This is a genomic window from Paenibacillus sp. J22R98 (assembly GCF_059383835.1).
Window position 1 is genome coordinate 656,873 of sequence record NZ_JBXENW010000002.1, and the last position, 16,035, is coordinate 672,907.

The 16,035-nt window shown below is 49.6% G+C and carries 14 protein-coding genes and 7 tRNA genes; 17 read left to right on the plus strand and 4 right to left on the minus strand.

Going from position 1 to position 16,035, the window contains the following annotated elements:
- Positions 1-10: 10 nt before the first annotated feature.
- Positions 11-457 carry a cupredoxin domain-containing protein gene (locus AC50Y3_RS08400; protein WP_494818325.1) on the minus strand — a complete coding sequence of 149 codons (447 nt, stop codon included), beginning with the start codon at positions 455-457 and terminating at the stop codon, positions 11-13.
- Between the two features lie 159 nt (positions 458-616).
- On the opposite strand from AC50Y3_RS08400, the gene uptA reads away from it, so the two are divergent.
- The 4 genes from uptA to AC50Y3_RS08420 all read left to right on the plus strand — a co-directional run bounded on the left by uptA (position 617) and on the right by AC50Y3_RS08420 (position 4,842).
- Positions 617-1,243: an undecaprenyl phosphate transporter UptA gene (gene uptA, locus AC50Y3_RS08405; protein ID WP_494818326.1), complete on the plus strand. Its 627-nt coding sequence runs from the start codon at positions 617-619 to the stop codon at positions 1,241-1,243.
- Between the two features lie 80 nt (positions 1,244-1,323).
- The gene (locus tag AC50Y3_RS08410; protein ID WP_494818327.1) at positions 1,324-1,890 is read left to right on the plus strand and encodes a thioredoxin family protein; all 567 of its coding nucleotides are present in this window, start codon (positions 1,324-1,326) and stop codon (positions 1,888-1,890) included.
- A 1-nt stretch (position 1,891) separates the two neighbouring features.
- Positions 1,892-2,527 (plus strand): MBL fold metallo-hydrolase, encoded by a 636-nt coding sequence (locus tag AC50Y3_RS08415; protein ID WP_494818328.1) that lies wholly within the window; start codon positions 1,892-1,894, stop codon positions 2,525-2,527.
- A gap of 110 nt (positions 2,528-2,637) precedes the next feature.
- Complete coding sequence (locus AC50Y3_RS08420; protein WP_494818609.1) at positions 2,638-4,842, plus strand: Tex family protein; 2,205 nt, start codon at positions 2,638-2,640, stop codon at positions 4,840-4,842.
- A gap of 100 nt (positions 4,843-4,942) precedes the next feature.
- Here the strand turns inward: AC50Y3_RS08420 and cmpA are convergent, their stop codons facing one another.
- The gene (gene cmpA, locus AC50Y3_RS08425) at positions 4,943-5,077 is read right to left on the minus strand and encodes a cortex morphogenetic protein CmpA (RefSeq protein ID WP_090984639.1); all 135 of its coding nucleotides are present in this window, start codon (positions 5,075-5,077) and stop codon (positions 4,943-4,945) included.
- A gap of 123 nt (positions 5,078-5,200) precedes the next feature.
- The gene (locus AC50Y3_RS08430) at positions 5,201-5,554 is read right to left on the minus strand and encodes a hydrolase/acyltransferase (protein WP_494818329.1); all 354 of its coding nucleotides are present in this window, start codon (positions 5,552-5,554) and stop codon (positions 5,201-5,203) included.
- A 198-nt stretch (positions 5,555-5,752) separates the two neighbouring features.
- Between AC50Y3_RS08430 and AC50Y3_RS08435 the strand changes: the two genes are divergently transcribed.
- The 6 genes from AC50Y3_RS08435 to AC50Y3_RS08460 all read left to right on the plus strand — a co-directional run bounded on the left by AC50Y3_RS08435 (position 5,753) and on the right by AC50Y3_RS08460 (position 7,128).
- On the plus strand, positions 5,753-6,232 hold the full coding sequence (locus tag AC50Y3_RS08435) for a SprT family protein (RefSeq protein WP_494818330.1): 480 nt from the start codon (positions 5,753-5,755) through the stop codon (positions 6,230-6,232).
- 28 nt (positions 6,233-6,260) lie between these two features.
- Positions 6,261-6,336 (plus strand) — tRNA-Asn (locus AC50Y3_RS08440).
- Between the two features lie 8 nt (positions 6,337-6,344).
- Positions 6,345-6,435 (plus strand) — tRNA-Ser (locus tag AC50Y3_RS08445).
- A gap of 81 nt (positions 6,436-6,516) precedes the next feature.
- Positions 6,517-6,591 (plus strand) — tRNA-Glu (locus tag AC50Y3_RS08450).
- 36 nt (positions 6,592-6,627) lie between these two features.
- Positions 6,628-6,709 (plus strand) — tRNA-Leu (locus AC50Y3_RS08455).
- 77 nt (positions 6,710-6,786) lie between these two features.
- Positions 6,787-7,128: a DUF952 domain-containing protein gene (locus tag AC50Y3_RS08460; protein ID WP_494818331.1), complete on the plus strand. Its 342-nt coding sequence runs from the start codon at positions 6,787-6,789 to the stop codon at positions 7,126-7,128.
- A 63-nt stretch (positions 7,129-7,191) separates the two neighbouring features.
- Here the strand turns inward: AC50Y3_RS08460 and AC50Y3_RS08465 are convergent, their stop codons facing one another.
- Complete coding sequence (locus AC50Y3_RS08465) at positions 7,192-8,238, minus strand: LLM class flavin-dependent oxidoreductase (protein WP_494818610.1); 1,047 nt, start codon at positions 8,236-8,238, stop codon at positions 7,192-7,194.
- Between the two features lie 264 nt (positions 8,239-8,502).
- Here AC50Y3_RS08465 and AC50Y3_RS08470 point away from each other — a divergent pair.
- The 7 genes from AC50Y3_RS08470 to AC50Y3_RS08500 all read left to right on the plus strand — a co-directional run bounded on the left by AC50Y3_RS08470 (position 8,503) and on the right by AC50Y3_RS08500 (position 15,733).
- Positions 8,503-8,577, plus strand: a tRNA-Glu gene (locus AC50Y3_RS08470).
- A gap of 5 nt (positions 8,578-8,582) precedes the next feature.
- A tRNA-Lys gene (locus tag AC50Y3_RS08475) sits at positions 8,583-8,655 on the plus strand.
- 38 nt (positions 8,656-8,693) lie between these two features.
- A tRNA-Leu gene (locus AC50Y3_RS08480) sits at positions 8,694-8,775 on the plus strand.
- Positions 8,776-8,899: 124 nt separating this feature from the next.
- Entirely contained in the window at positions 8,900-9,556 is a 657-nt protein-coding gene (locus AC50Y3_RS08485; RefSeq protein ID WP_494818332.1) for an HAD family hydrolase, read from the plus strand.
- Positions 9,557-9,703: 147 nt separating this feature from the next.
- A complete protein-coding gene (locus AC50Y3_RS08490) occupies positions 9,704-13,075 on the plus strand; it encodes a GH36-type glycosyl hydrolase domain-containing protein (protein ID WP_494818333.1) in 3,372 nt (1,123 codons plus the stop codon).
- A gap of 191 nt (positions 13,076-13,266) precedes the next feature.
- Positions 13,267-13,632, plus strand: coding sequence for a hypothetical protein (locus AC50Y3_RS08495; RefSeq protein WP_494818334.1), 366 nt, complete (start codon positions 13,267-13,269; stop codon positions 13,630-13,632).
- A gap of 130 nt (positions 13,633-13,762) precedes the next feature.
- Positions 13,763-15,733: a glycoside hydrolase family 127 protein gene (locus AC50Y3_RS08500; RefSeq protein ID WP_494818335.1), complete on the plus strand. Its 1,971-nt coding sequence runs from the start codon at positions 13,763-13,765 to the stop codon at positions 15,731-15,733.
- Positions 15,734-16,035 lie beyond the last annotated feature (302 nt).

The window sequence follows — 16,035 nt, forward strand, 5'->3', positions numbered from 1 at the left end:
CTCCCGCGTCCTACTGCACCACAATATACCCTACCATCGGCCCGCCGCTCGCCAGCGATGTATGCGTCAGACATAGGATCGGGTATGTCCCGCGCTGATCTGCAGTGAAGCGCACCACGGTAGTTTGACCCTTATTCACTTCTCCTTTGATGCCAAGCTCTTGGATGACAAAAGGATGCGATTTCCCGTTAATGCCCGTGATCCGCAGCTCGACATGCTCGCCCTTATTCACGACGAGGGTGCCGGGATCGAAGCGGTACACCTCCAGCTCCTTACCGTCATCGGTTTTGGTTTTGAACTCACCGGTTACAAGCTGATAGACGCGCGACTCCTGCTGCAAGGCGCCTGCTGCTCTGGATTGGTTCCATCTCAGGCTCGCGGCTGCAATCACGATGATGAGCACCAGTAGGGTGAATAACCAGAGCTGCTTTCTGCTGACGACAAAAACATTCGACATATTTGCTCACCCAGCTTTCCTACAAAAGTTACAGCTAGTCTATGCGGAGGCTTGGCCATGAATGCCTGCGGTGGAGCAGGGGGATGGAAGTATGCTAGAATATCGTAAGAGAGGCTTCATTTCTGGCAAATTGAAATCGAAGAGTCCTCAATATAGGGAATGATAGGAGTTGACGGAGTGGCCTGGTTTCATGAGTTAGTTGATACATTGCTGCAATGGATAGAGGGATTGGGGTATTTTGGAATACTGATCGGCCTCATGATCGAAGTTATCCCGAGTGAAATTGTTCTTGGCTATGCCGGCTACCTGGTACATGAGGGCAAGATTTCCTTTATCGGTGCGGTCATATTTGGTACATTAGGCGCGGTAGCTCAGCAATGGATTCTATATGCAATCGGTCGCTATGCGGGTCGGCCATTCTTTGAAAAGTACGGCAAATTTATCAAAATCAAACCGAAACACCTCGACATCGCGGAACGTTGGTTTCTGCGCTACGGGTCAGGCATCGTATTTACCGCAAGGTTTGTTCCGGTGATGCGTCAGGTTATCTCCATTCCTGCCGGAATGGCGCGGATGTCCTTCTTGCGATTTACCGTGCTCACTGGACTGGCTTCCATTCCATGGTCGATCCTATTTGTTTACTTAGGACGCTCGCTAGGTGCGAACTGGCATAATATCGACGATAAAGCGGCTCCGTACGTGCAGCCTGCCATCCTCATTGCGCTTGCGCTGCTGATCGTATACGTGCTGTATAAAGTGATGAAACGCAAAGGCAAGACCATTTAGGACGAGACGGTTTGTGCGCAGCCAGAAACATTTGATACAATGTAATAGATGAATAAGATTCCAGGAGGAGGCAAATTCACATGGCCAAAAATGTAGCAAATAAGTTGAATAAAGGCATCAGCCCCCAGCAATTCGTAGATTCCATGCAGAAAAATAAAGAAGCGTTTCAAGATTGGGGAAGCCGCTTCGAATGGGCAAGCGAGGACGACCGCGAGTTCTTCGAATCCATCAACAACCGCGATGATCTGCGCTGCTTGATACTTATGGCGGAGTGGTGCGGCGATGTTGTTCGCAATGTACCGGTTATTTTCAAAGCCATGGAACTGACTGGCATGCCAATTGACGTCCTTATAATTGAAGAGCATATGGAAACAATGGATGAGTTTCTGACAATGGGCGGACGCGCGATACCGATCGTCATTATTGCAGACACCGGCGGCCATGTGCTTGGCCAATGGGGCCCTCGTTCTGCCTACGTGCAGGAGCCGATGACAGCGTTCAAATTGGCGAACCCAGACCGTGAAGCTGCCGATTACCAAGAGAAGATCGCCCTCGCGCGTCAAGAAATGGGCCGCCGCTATGGTGAAGGTACGGCGTATCAGCAAGACATCATTAAAGAGCTGCGCACGCTGCTAGCATCGGTCTAATATGTTCAAGATGGAGACATTTACACTGGGTCCTCTGCAAACGAACTGTTACCTTCTCACCGAGGAAACCGGTAAACGCGCTTTCGTCATTGATCCCGGCATGGTACCGAAGCGACTCATCGAGCGAATCCGCGAGCGCGGGCTTATTATTGAAGCAATTGTTTTGACGCACGCGCATTTTGACCATATGGCGGGTGTCGATGAGATGCGCCGTGCATTCAGCTGCCCGGTATATCTCCATGATGCCGAAGCCGATTGGCTGACGGATGCGCGGAAGAATGGCTCTGCCCGCTGGTCGGATGTGACGGAGCCGCTCACCACGGAACCTGCTGAATTCGGGCTGTCCGAGGGGCAGAAGCTGGAGCTGATCGGACATACCTTCAGCATCCTGCACACGCCGGGACATTCTCCGGGCAGCGTTAGCTTGCTTTGCGGCGAGCATCTGATCAGCGGCGATGTGCTCTTCAAGCAGTCCGTCGGTCGCAGCGACTTGCCAGGGGGCAAGGAACGCGATTTGTACGATTCCATCCGTTTGAAATTATACAAGCTGGACCCTGCGGTACGGGTATATCCCGGTCATGGTCCACAGACGACAATAGGTTATGAAATGGCAAACAACCCTTTTGTGCCGGCTTAAACAGCTGGCCTTAAGGGTTCTATTCCGTTAATTGATGGAGGAATTGAAGCGTGGCTGAAACGAAACAGAAGTTGAAGGATGAAGAGATCGAGGGGAGCTCTGCCGGCAAGATCGAGTTATCGCCCGAAGAGAAAGCAGCTGAACAAGAACGCATCGTCAAACGCGTCTCTGCAGAGTTAAACTTGCCGCTTACCAAAGTAAAGTCAGCCGTATCGCTGCTTGATGAAGGCAATACGATTCCTTTCATCGCGAGGTATCGGAAGGAAATGACGGGCGAGCTGGATGAGAATGAGCTGCGCGGCATCGAAGAGAAGCTGCAGTACATGCGCAACCTGGAGAGCCGCAAGCGCGAGGTTATCCGTCTGATCGAGGAGCAGGGCAAGCTGACGGAAGAGCTGCGCAGCTCCATTATTGCTTCTGTGAAGCTGCAGGAGATCGAAGATCTGTACCGTCCATACCGACAGAAGAGAAAAACCCGTGCAAGCGTAGCGAAGGAACGTGGTTTGGAGCCGCTGGCGCAGTGGCTGCTGTCACAGCCGCGTCAAGCGGATCCCGCACGCGAGGCTGCACGTTACATAGACGAAGGAAAAGGCGTTCCGACAGCCGAAGACGCGCTTCAAGGCGCAATGGACATCATTGCCGAGCAGCTTGCTGATGATGCCAAAATTCGCGCGTGGGTGCGTCGGTACACGTTTGATCAAGGGATTATGCGCACAGAAGCGAAGGATGCGAAGCAGGAGACGGTGTACGAGATGTATTATGCGTATCAAGAGCCGCTGAAGAAGCTGCCGCCGCATCGCACGCTTGCTATCAACCGCGCTGAGCGAGAAGAAGTTCTTCGTGTCACATTGGATCTGCAGTCGGATAAAGTCCATGACTATATCGATCGCCAAATAATCCGTCCGCAGACAGCACCTGCGATCCGTACGATCTTGATGCAAACAATAGAGGATGCATACAAAAGATTAATCGCTCCGTCGATCGAGCGCGAGGTGCGCGGCGAATTGACGGAGAAAGCGGAAGAGCATGCCATCAGCATCTTCTCGACAAACCTGCGCAATCTGCTGCTACAACCGCCGGTTCGCGGCAATGTCGTGCTAGGCGTTGACCCGGCCTTCCGGACAGGCTGTAAGCTCGCTGTCATTGATGAAACGGGCAAGCTGCTTGAAGTAGCCGTTTCTTATCCGACGGCGCCTCATAATAAAGTAGCCGAAGCTGAGAAGCTGATTGGCGGCCTGATCGACCAATACAAAGTCGAGCTTATTGTCATCGGCAACGGTACGGCTTCACGCGAAACGGAACAATTCGTCGCGGAGCTTATCGGTAAACGCAAGAAAGCCAAGCTTCCTGGGGCGGATGCACTCAAATATATTATCGTGAATGAAGCAGGAGCGAGCGTTTATTCGGCGTCCAAGCTTGCTGCAGAGGAGTTTCCGAAGCTGGATGTTGCCGAGCGAAGCGCAGTTTCGATTGCACGTCGTTTGCAGGATCCGCTTGCTGAGCTCGTGAAGATTGAGCCCAAAGCAATCGGTGTTGGTCAATACCAGCATGATGTCAGCCAGAAGCGGTTGGAAGAGACGCTTGGCGGAGTCGTGGAATCCGCGGTTAACCATGTCGGTGTCGATGTGAATACGGCATCTCCGTCCCTGCTGTCCTATGTAGCCGGAATCAACGCAACAACGGCGAAGAATATCGTGAAATACCGCGAGGAGAAAGGCAAGTTCAGCGATCGCAAGACGCTGCAAAGCGTGCCAAGACTCGGTGCCAAAACCTACGAGCAGTGCATCGGTTTCATCCGGATTCCGGAGAGCAGCAATCCACTGGATCGTACGCCGATTCATCCGGAATCCTATGCCGTCGTTGATAAGCTATGTGCAGCGATTGGCTTGAAGCTGGATCATTTAGGCTCAGAAGCGTTCAAAGCGGCAATCTCCGCTATTAACACGGAAGAAGTCGCACAAACGCTGGGTGTTGGCGTTCCGACGCTGAGAGATATCGTGGACAGCCTGCTGCGCCCGGGTAGAGATCCGCGCGAAGAGCTGCCGGCCCCGATTTTCCATACGGATGTGCTCAGCATCGAGGATTTGACGGCGGGTATGGAGCTTCACGGCACAGTTCGCAACGTGATCGACTTCGGCGCTTTCGTCGATATTGGCATTAAGAATGATGGGCTCGTCCACATCTCGCAGCTCAGCAATAAATTCGTGAAACATCCGATGGATGTTGTATCCGTCGGGGATACCGTTACGGTATGGGTGCTTAGCGTCGATCATAAGAAGGGCAGAGTCAGTTTGACAATGCGCAAACCGGATTAATCAGCAGCAACTCATGGCATGGCAAAAAGGGTGTTATCTTCGAGCAGTCACGACAACAAGCGTCACTGCAAAGAGATAGCACCCTTTTTCTACAAATCGCTTACAAGCTCGCAGAATCCTCATCAGGCCGTTGACTCGTACGGTAGAAATACCAGCAATCGTTCAATAGACGAATTTGCCTGTGGTCTTTCTTCAGAAAAGCGCGCATCAGTTGATTGCACAGCCATTGCGGCATAGCTTCGCCCTCCTTCCAGCCATCACTTGTTGTACTAATAAGTGTATGGAAGTGGGCGAATGTCCGTGCATGTCCAACTAGCGCGAATGTTCAAGTTTTTGCAAAAACACGCGATTCGAAAGCTTAAATGTCGAGTTCTTCCTCGTACCACTGCTCTAATTGAGCTTGCAAAGCGCGAATTTCGGTGAGCAGCGAGATGAGCGGATAGGATTTCTCTTCAACGGACGAGAACTCTTTCTCCAGCTGATTCATGTAGTCAAGCCCGGAGTGGATGACAACGGATTTGTCGTGAAGCTCTACATCTGCACATTCTGCAATCGCATAAGGCAGTACCGGCACTTCGGTAGCGGTGAGCTTGTCGATTTCTTTATGCAGGCGCAAATTAAGCGCGCTTAATTGATACGCATGCGAGGCAGGCATTTCTACGAACGAGACATCTTGTCCGTTTTTCATTATGATATAACGCATTTCTGGCATGACAGTTTCTCCCCCTAATTAAACCAATCATCTAGATGAATGCTGATTAGACAATGGTCTACTCAAACCAATCATTTAGATGAATGCTGATTAGACATTGGTCTACTCAAACCAATCATCTTTACTACTTGACAGTGTAGCGTATTCATCCTTTAAAATTCAAGTATTATGGGTTACAAAATCAAGGGAGCGCATCAGATGCAGGATAATCAGCTACAAGAATGGGTCGAACGGGTTTCCCTGCAATATTTCGGAATTCCTTTCAGGCACCAAGCAACCTTCAACGGCAGATTGAAGTCTACGGGAGGACGCTATTTTACGAAGTCGCACAATATCGAGATCAGCCCTCATCAATTGGCCAATTATGGCGAAGAGGAAACCGAGAAGATCATCAAACATGAGCTATGCCATTATCATTTGCATATATTGAAGCGGGGATACCAGCATCGAGATGCGGATTTCAAGCAGCTGCTCGCCAAAGTAGGCGGGACGCGATTCTGCAAATCTCTGCCGGAAGGGGTCAAACGCAAGCAGGAACCCTATCGATTTAAGCTTGTTTGCCGCAGCTGCGGGACGGAATATTTGCGCAAAAGAAAGACCGATCCGCGCCGCTATGCATGCGGAAAATGCCGCGGAATTTTGTTGCTTTATAGGCTTGACTTCAATTCTCAGACATGATACATTATTTCTTGTCACTCATTACTATTCCCTGATAGCTCAGTTGGTAGAGCACTCGACTGTTAATCGAGTTGTCACAGGTTCGAGTCCTGTTCGGGGAGCCATTTCTTTTGGAGAGATACCCAAGTGGCTCAAGGGGACCCTCTGCTAAGGGGTTAGACTGCGTAAGTGGTGCGAGGGTTCGAATCCCTCTCTCTCCGCCATTTTTTCTGAATGGAACGCACTTATTAGTGGACATTCAATTCTCCAATCTCGTTAGCAGCGAGAGGGAGCTTGCAACAAGAGGCCCGTTGGTCAAGTGGTTAAGACACCTCCCTTTCACGGAGGTAACAGGGGTTCGAGTCCCCTACGGGTCACCATCTTCATTCTCGATATGGACAACTACATATCACTTCGCGGTCGTGGTGGAACGGCAGACACACCATCTTGAGGGGGTGGCGCTCACAAGGCGTGAGGGTTCAAATCCCTCCGACCGCATTCCCTAGAAAAACCCTTGAATATTCAAGGGTTTTTCTTCTGTTTAAATAGCTCATTGCGATGAAGGAGAGTACGAGATGATTTATCATTTTATCCATAAGCATGAATGGAAGGCGGCCAGAGAGCTTAATACATATGAGCCGCAGACGATCGCTTCTGATGGATTTATACACTGCTGCACGCAGGCTCAAATCAATCTGCTGGCCGGCATGTTGTTTAAAGGTGAGGAGGATTTACTTCTACTTGAGATTGACGAAACGGTTGCAGAGGCCGAACTTATATATGAAGATTTATATGAAATGAATCAACTATTCCCGCATCTCTATGGCGCTTTAAATCTGGATGCAGTCACGGAAATCTATCATGTGCAATTCATTGAAGACGATGAGGTTATATTACAACCCATTAGTAAAGAATAAAGAGCGTTGCCCATTCTCGAAGTAGTCGCTTACGAGAATAGGCACGCTCTTGTTGTTTCGTTCTTATGCTTCCAAACGTGCAAGCTCTTTGCGAACGATTGGCGCTACTTTGGTGCCAAGCAGCTCGATCGCGTGAAGTGTTTCCTTATGCGGCATTGTTCCGACGTTCACATGAAGGAAGAAACGCGTCACGCCTAAGTTCTTGCGCAGCAGAATGATTTTCTCTGCGACATATTCGGGATCGCCTACGTAGAGAGCGCCGCGGAGGCTGCGCGCTGCATCGAAAGTGGCACGGCTGTAAGGCTGGGTCCAGCCGCGCTCACGCCCAATGACGTTCATTTGGGCTTGGGTCGGGAGGAAGAAAGCATCAGCGGCTTGTTCAGAGGTGTCGCTGACGAAGCCATGTGAATGAGTCGCGATTTGCAAGGTAGCCGGATCATGGCCTGCACGAGCTGCCGCTTCTTTATAGAGATTCACTAATGGAGCGAAGCTCTCGGGCATGCCGCCGATGATTGCAAATGCAATTGGCAAGCCGAGCATACCGGCCCTGACCGCGGATTCCGGATTACCGCCGCTGGCAATCCACACCGGCAGCGGTTCTTGAACCGAGCGAGGGTAGACGCCAAGGTTTTGGAAGGCCGGGCGATGGCCGCCGCGCCAGCTTACTTTCTCTGACGCGCGAATTGCGAGCAGCAGCTCCAGCTTCTCTTCGAATAACTCATTATAATCGTGCAGGTCGTATCCGAAGAGCGGGAACGATTCGATAAACGAACCGCGGCCGGCCATAATTTCGGCACGTCCGTTCGAGATACCGTCTAAGGTGGAGAAGGCTTGATAAACACGGACAGGATCGTCCGAGGATAGAACGGTCACGGCGCTTGTGAGACGGATGCGTTTGGTCATCGCAGCGGCAGCTGCAAGCACGATAGCCGGCGCGGAGCCTGCATAATCTGATCGATGATGCTCCCCGACCCCATAGACATCAAGTCCAACTTGATCGGCGAGAACGATTTCTTCAACCGCATGTCGCAGTCTCTCCGCATGGTTCACGGCTTTACCGGTTGTAAGATCATTTGTTGCTTCTAAGAACGTGCTAATTCCTATTTCCATATTTACAGTAGTGGTGGTCAATTTGTTTCTCCTCCTTTATTAGTACTAGTGTACTCAGATGTGCGAAAGAAAAACAAGCTAATATGGAATAGTTAGTAGAGTTTTAGGGGATCGTACCGATGCACAGCGCAATGCATGGTTTTGGGCATAATTGTAAAATATAATCAGTGAAATAAATTGAAAAATAATGCTTGCTATTGCTGAACGGTTTAGATATAATAACACTTGTCGTTTGAAAAGCATGTCGAAAAACGACGATAATTAGGCCCGTTGGTCAAGTGGTTAAGACACCTCCCTTTCACGGAGGTAACAGGGGTTCGAGTCCCCTACGGGTCACCATTTAAGAGCCATTAGCTCAGTTGGTAGAGCACCTGACTTTTAATCAGGGTGTCGTAGGTTCGAGTCCTACATGGCTCACTTTACCTCATTCGATATGGAAATTCACATATCACTTCGCGGTCGTGGTGGAACGGCAGACACACCATCTTGAGGGGGTGGCGCTCACAAGGCGTGAGGGTTCAAATCCCTCCGACCGCATCCCAAGAAAAACCCGTAATTCCTTGCAGCATAAGGAGTTACGGGTTTTTCTGTTTTTTCTGCTTAGATAGAATCTGTTACAATGGTTATTATTTCCTGTTGTAACCAAGGAGGCGTACTCGCTATGTCCATTAAGGCGGTATTATTTGATTTTGATGGAACGCTCGCCGATACATTGCCATTATCGTTTCGTGCTTTTAAAGCCGTGTTTAAACAGTACGATCATCGAGAGGTGACCAACGATGAGCTTGTTTCCATGTTTGGTCCGACAGAAGAGGGCATTATAGGCGGAAACTTTACAGACCAAGCTTCCGTTTCACAGGCTGTTGAGGATTATTACGTGTTATATGAGAAGGGGCATTATGATAACTTTCCGAAAGAGCAGGAACTCGTTGCTTTACTTCAATTTCTGAAGGAGCAAGGCGTGAAAATTGGCGTCATCACCGGAAAAAGCAGACGTGCGTTTGCGATCTCATCCGAGGCATTGCAATTGCAGCCGTTTTTTGACGTCGCAATTACGGGTGATGACGTCGATAAACCGAAACCGGACCCCGAAGGCATACATAAAGCGCTGTACCTATTGGGAATAGATAAATCCAGTGCCATATTTGTCGGGGATAGCAATGCGGATATTCTCGCAGGTAAGGCTGCAGGACTTCGTACATACGGAGTTCGCTGGTTATCGACTTACCAAAGCTCGGTATATGATGTTGTACCGGATGGCGTGCTTAATCGTGTAGCCGAATTTTATGAGCTTCTTGAAACCGAGCATAAAGGATAGCAGCTAGAACAAATAGGAGAAGTGACGTAATCGCGTTGCTTCCCCTTTTTTTGTAAATTCCACCATGCGAATAGGGTATCAAACATGGTATTATATAGGTGGTGATACGTTTCACCAAATGAATAAATGAAATGAGAGTGGGCTAACGTGAACAACTCAGCTGAAACGAGCAAATCTCTTTCCAAAATCTCATTGAGTGGGGGAGGCCTGCAGTTTACTTTTTTGAACAGCGGCGACCTCTACCAAGCTTCACACGGGGATGTACTTCTCAATCAAGTACTCTCGAATGCGATCGACGGATCGTTTAACAATTTATTTCTGAGGTTATTCGCCGAAGATGGATCGATTGCGGAGGTTCTTCCACTGCTCGGCGTACGATCCCAAAGCCGCTTTGCTTACTCCGAGCATGCTGCCGTTTGGGAAGGCTCGGCGAAGGGCGTATGCTACAAGGTCATTTTCCGGTTATCGGATCGCGGCATCTGGTTCTGGGATATTGCCTTATCCGGTGACGGCGTTCAAGCAGATCTTGTGTATGGACAAGATATCGGCATCGCCAACCGAGGCGCCGTTCGTTCTAATGAAGCTTACGTCTCACAGTATATCGGTCATTCCGTGTTCGAAGACACGAGCAAAGGCTACGTCATTTGCTCCAGACAGAACCAACCGCAGCAAGGGAAATTCCCTTATTTGCAGCAAGGGGCGCTGACAGGCGCGATTGGCTACTCGACGGATGGATTCCAGCTCTTCGGATTGTCTTACAAAGATAGCAACGAAGCGGCAGGACTGCTACAGCCATCATTGGCGAACGAAGTCTACCAATACGAGTTTGCCTATGCGGCACTGCAATCGGATCGGATACAATTGAACGGTTCTGCGCGAGTCGTGTTCTATGGTTTGTATAAAGACAATCATGCCGATGCGGTTGCCACACTCGAATATGGCGATGAGGTTGCAGAAGCTTGGGCGTGGGCTGATTCACAGTCGCCGCTGGAAACGGTTCAAGAGCTTGAGAAGGTATCACTTCAGTCGAATATCGGTCAACCGCTTAGATCCGCATCATTGACCACAGCCGAAATTGAGCAGCGTTATCCTACGCGTCAACAAGAAGAGTGGGACGGAGAGACACTGCTGTCCTTCTTTACACCTACTCACGAGCATGTGGTGCTTAAGGAAAAGGAACTTCGCGTAGAACGTCCGCATGGTCATATTATGATGACTGGCAATAACGATCGGATGAACGAGCGGGTTCTTGCAACGACTTCCTTCATGTACGGCATCTTCAATTCGCATATCGTCGTGGGCAATACGTCCTTTAACAAAATGATGTCCAACGCTCGAAACGCGCTCAATATGATGAAGACATCCGGTCAACGCATCTATGTCGAAGTCGAAGGAAGCTATCGTCTGCTGGCGCTGCCATCCGCCTACGAGACTGGATTCAACTATGCCAAGTGGGTTTATAAATTGCCTGAGGACCAGATCGTCGTGACGAGCTTTACGACGGTGGATACGCCGGAGGTTCAGCTGCAGGTCGTTTCCGAAAGCGGCAAATCGTATCGTTATTTGGTGACGAACCAAGTGACAATGGATAATAATGAATACGAAGTTCCGTTCCGTATGGAGCAAGAAGGCGATGTCCTTACTTTCCGCGCGGATGATCGATCATATAGCCGTTCCGTTTATCCTGAGCTATGCTACCGTATGAAGCTTGCAGGTGCTTCGATGAGTGTTGGCGATGAGTGGCTGCTGGCTGACAATGTTCAGGCCGGCGATGCATCACTCGTTGTGCTGCAAGTCGATGCTGCCGCCATTTGGAGCTTAACGATTCAAGGACTTTTGAATGGGGAAGAGCTGCCTTTTGTGAACCGCAATTCGGAAGAAGAAGCGGCTCGTTACCGTGATTTCTACTTTAAAGTCATGAACGGCTTCCACCTTTCCATAACGGATGAGACAGCGTCGAGCGAGCTCGGTAATGTGAACACGCTCGCTTGGTGGTATACCCACAACATGCTCGTCCATTTCTCTACGCCGCATGGTCTTGAGCAATATGGCGGGGCTGCTTGGGGCTCGCGTGACGTATGTCAGGGGCCGGTAGAATATTTCATGGCCACGCAGAAGTATGACGTCGTTCGGACGATTCTTCAAACGGTGTTCTCCCATCAATATGAGGATACGGGCAACTGGCCGCAGTGGTTTATGTACGACAAGTACACCAAAGTGCAATCGGAAGAAAGCCACGGCGACATTATTGTTTGGCCGCTGAAGGTGATAGGCGACTATTTGAACGTGACCAAAGACTACAGCATTCTTGAAGAGCAGATCCCGTATACGAATCGGCATACGTTTGAGTTTACGGAACAAACGGATACGCTGCTTGGGCATGTGCTCAAAGAAATCAATTATATTAAAGAGCACTTCCTGCATGGTACGAACTTGTCTTCTTATGGCGATGGCGATTGGGACGACACCTTGCAGCCGGCTAATGCCCAGCTGAAGAAATATCTGGTCAGCAGCTGGACCGTATCCTTGACCTATCAAGTGATGAAGCAATTAGCCGCGGCGCTCGCTGATTACAATAAGGAATTATCGGAAGAGCTTAGTGTGCTGGCATCGGGCATTCAAGCCGATTTTAACCGTTATATGCTGCCAACAGGCACGATTCCGGGCTTCTTATATATGGAGAATCCGGAACAAGTGAAGCTGATGATTCATCCGGATGAGAACGAGACAGGCATCCAGTACCGGCTGCTGCCGATGACCAGAAGTATGATCGGCGAGCTGCTCACCAAAGAGCAAGCTTATGCCCATTACGACATCATTAAGGAAAAGCTGTATTTCCCGGATGGCGTACGGCTGATGAACAAACCGGCTGCCTATACCGGCGGCGTTAGCACGCGCTTCAAGCGTGCAGAGCAGGCTTCCAACTTCGGTCGGGAAATCGGCTTGCAATATGTGCATGCGCATATTCGGTTTGTCGAGGCAATGGCTAAGCTTGGCTTCCAGGACGAAGCATGGAAGGGTCTGCAGATGATTAATCCGGTTGGTCTGCGCGACGTAGTGCCAAATGCGGAATTACGCCAAAGCAACGCCTACTTCAGCAGCTCCGACGGCAAATTTGGCGACCGCTACGAGGCGCAGGAGCGATTCGATGAGTTAAGACAAGGCAAGGTTCAAGTGAAGGGCGGATGGAGAGTGTACTCCAGCGGCCCGGGAATCTACATGAACCAGCTCATCTCGAACTGTCTGGGCATTCGCCAAGAGGGCGGCGATCTCGTCATCGATCCTGTGCTGCCGAAGCATCTGAACGGGCTGCAGTTTGAGTTCCGACTAATGGATCAGCCGATCCGATTCGTCTATCATCTGGATGGCAGCGCTGAACGCCGGGTAACGATTAACGGGACGGAGGCTTCTCTGCAACCGACAGCGAACCGTTACCGTCAAGGCGGTGTACGGATTAACCGGGAGACGCTGCTTGCGGGATTGCGTTCCGATCAGAATGTAATTGAAATTTATATGTAGATCCTTCTACTAACGAACAACGCGTATCGATACGTTATCGGTGCGCGTTGTTTTATTTTGTGAATTGGGACATTCTCATAGTAACTAATAGTAGAATTATCCTAAAAATTGTGATATATATGATAATACAATAGTTCTATTGGAATAGTGTGGAAGGCCTACCATTATAGTTGCGATGCGAGGGAGTCATTATGAGGGAGCATTCGCCCAGCGGCAGCAAGATCTTTATTCAGCAGGATGCTGCATCAACAGTCATGAATGAGGCATTAATTGATTTTTATCTGGATACCCGCAATTTTAAAGCGATAGCAAAGCTGCAGGAGCTTCAATCCCAAGCCTGCAGCACCTGTTGGATTAAAGCGAAGATCTGCGCTGAAGGTGAGTATTTTATCCCGGAGCGGGTGATGGAACAGATTCAATGCAAGATCAACGAAATTGCGGCATCCGGGACGGTTTACATTGCAGATCCGATCTATTTCATCGAGCAGATGAAGGGGCAGCTTGTGGCAGAGTATCTGGAATGCAAAGGGAATCCCTATTATTTTGTACCTGTTTAACATGCGCAGCCTCCGGAGATATTCGGGGCTGTTTTTTTTATGTTTGGAAGGAAATAACTTCTTCATGTCGAACTTTAGGAATTGCTGTATGTATACATTGGACAAAGGCAGAAGGGAATGAAAGATTGACATGCATAACATTGCACAGGTAACTTGGAAAGATGTTTCGTTGGAGGAAGGCTTCTGGGGCAAGTGGCAGCAAACCAATGCCCGTTCTACGGTTAATGCGGTGTATGACCGCTTCTACGAGACAGGCAGAATTAATGCCATGCGTCTGGATTGGCAAGAAGGAATGGACAATAAACCGCATATTTTCTGGGATTCCGATGTGGCCAAATGGATGGAAGGCGCGGCGTATATTTTGTATTACCATCCGGATGAAGAGATTAGCAAGAAGCTGGAAACGGTAATTGACTATATCGAGCAGGGACAAGACGAAGATGGTTATTTCAATTCGTATTTTTTGACATGTGAGCCGGTGAATCGTTTCAATGACCGGACCGCGCATGAGCTCTATACCGCAGGCCATATGATGGAAGCGGCCGTTGCTCATTTTTACTCAACGGGCAGTAAGCGCTTTCTAAACATTATGACACGTTTTGCGGATTTTATTGAAAAAGCGTTTAAGCTTGAAGGAACAGCTAAATATTCGGCACCGGGTCACCAAGAGATTGAATTGGCACTTGTTCGGTTGTGGCAGGCTACAGGAGAAGATCGTTATTTGGAGCTCTCGAAGCATTTCGTTGATATCCGCGGTACGCAGGCGCATGATCGCATTTTCTCCGTGAAGAACGGAACTTGGCCGGCTAGCCCGCCGCTTAACAGCCAATTATTATATAACGATACCTATGCGCAGGATGATGCGCCGGCGCGTCAACTCCCGGCAGCTGCAGGTCATGCGGTAAGAGCTATGTATTTCTACTCTTCGATGGCCGATCTTGCCAGGGAGTATAATGATCAAGAGTTGTACGAAGCGTGCTTGCGGCTGTGGGATGATGCTACACTTCGCAAAATGTACGTTACCGGCGGCGTGAGCGGGGAACGCTTCGGTGAGGCGATCGGTGCGGCTTATATTCTTCCAAACGCAGACTCCTACGCGGAGACATGCGCCTCGATCGCAATGGCGTTCTTTGCGCAGCGGTTGTTCTCGATCCACCCTGATGCACGCTATGCGGATATCATTGAACGCCAAATGTATAATGGTGCTCTGGCGGGGCTGTCGCTTGACGGAGGGGCTTTCTTCTATGATAATGCGCTGCAGTCTGCCCCGGCGCATAATGATTTTCTGAAAGGTATCCATGATACACGGAATCTGTTCCCGCATTATCGTCGCGAGCGTGTATTCGAATGCTCCTGCTGCCCGCCTAACATCTTCAGGTTCATCGCTTCACTTGGAGAGTACATCTATGCGACGGAGAAGGATACGCTGTACATTAGTCAATATGTGCAGAGCAAGGCTGATATCAAGCTGGCTTCCGGTACGATGCCGGTCACGCAAACGACAAACTATCCTTGGTCGGAAACGGTGGCTGTTCATGTGGATGCCGAGCAAACGCCCCATGCAATTATCGCATTCCGGATGCCTGGGTGGTGCACGAACCCGAGCGCCGCGATCAACGGGGATATAGTATTCGATACGAACACGCTGGCTTCGGGAATTGAATTGAAGCATGGCTACTTGTATATCCCGGCAAGCTTGATTGAGGGAGGCAGCGTAACGCTCACCTTCCCGATGCCGGTTGTCGAGCTGGAGGCGAACCCGCTAGTAGCGGAAGGTGCAGGCAAGGTTGCCTTAATGCGCGGACCCGTCGTGTACTGCTTGGAAGCGGCGGACAATGATTTTAATCTATTCGATATGACGATTCTGCGCGAGCCGCAGTACAAGTCCGAGCTGCGGGAGGTTAACGGTGTACCGGTTGTGATGCTGCAAGGGCAGGCTGCGGTCCGTTCTAACGAGGAATGGGATCAAACGCTATATCGCTCCGGCGGCTCCAAGTATACGAAGGTAAGCTTTACTGCCGTCCCATACTTTGCTTGGGCTAACCGTGAGGTTGGCGATATGGTCGTCTGGCTGCGCAAGGAATCAAATTTATTCGCTTAATGAGGTTTTAGGAGCAGCTTCTCAAGAAATGGAGAAGCTGCTTCTTTTTTGCTTAAATCTGTGGAAATTCGAGAATGTTTTCAATAATAATCTGTCGAAAGTGAGGGGGATTAACATATTTATTAATGAGAAACATGTCGATTCCCCCCATTTTAAGCATTGGCCGAGCGTAGTGAATAAACGCTTCATGAATTGGAATTGCCTGAAAAATTACGTGAAATAGTGGATGAATTTTACAGTTATCGGATGTTTTATTGCGTAATTCCCCCGATTTACTCGAACTAAGGCTCCTATTAGAATAG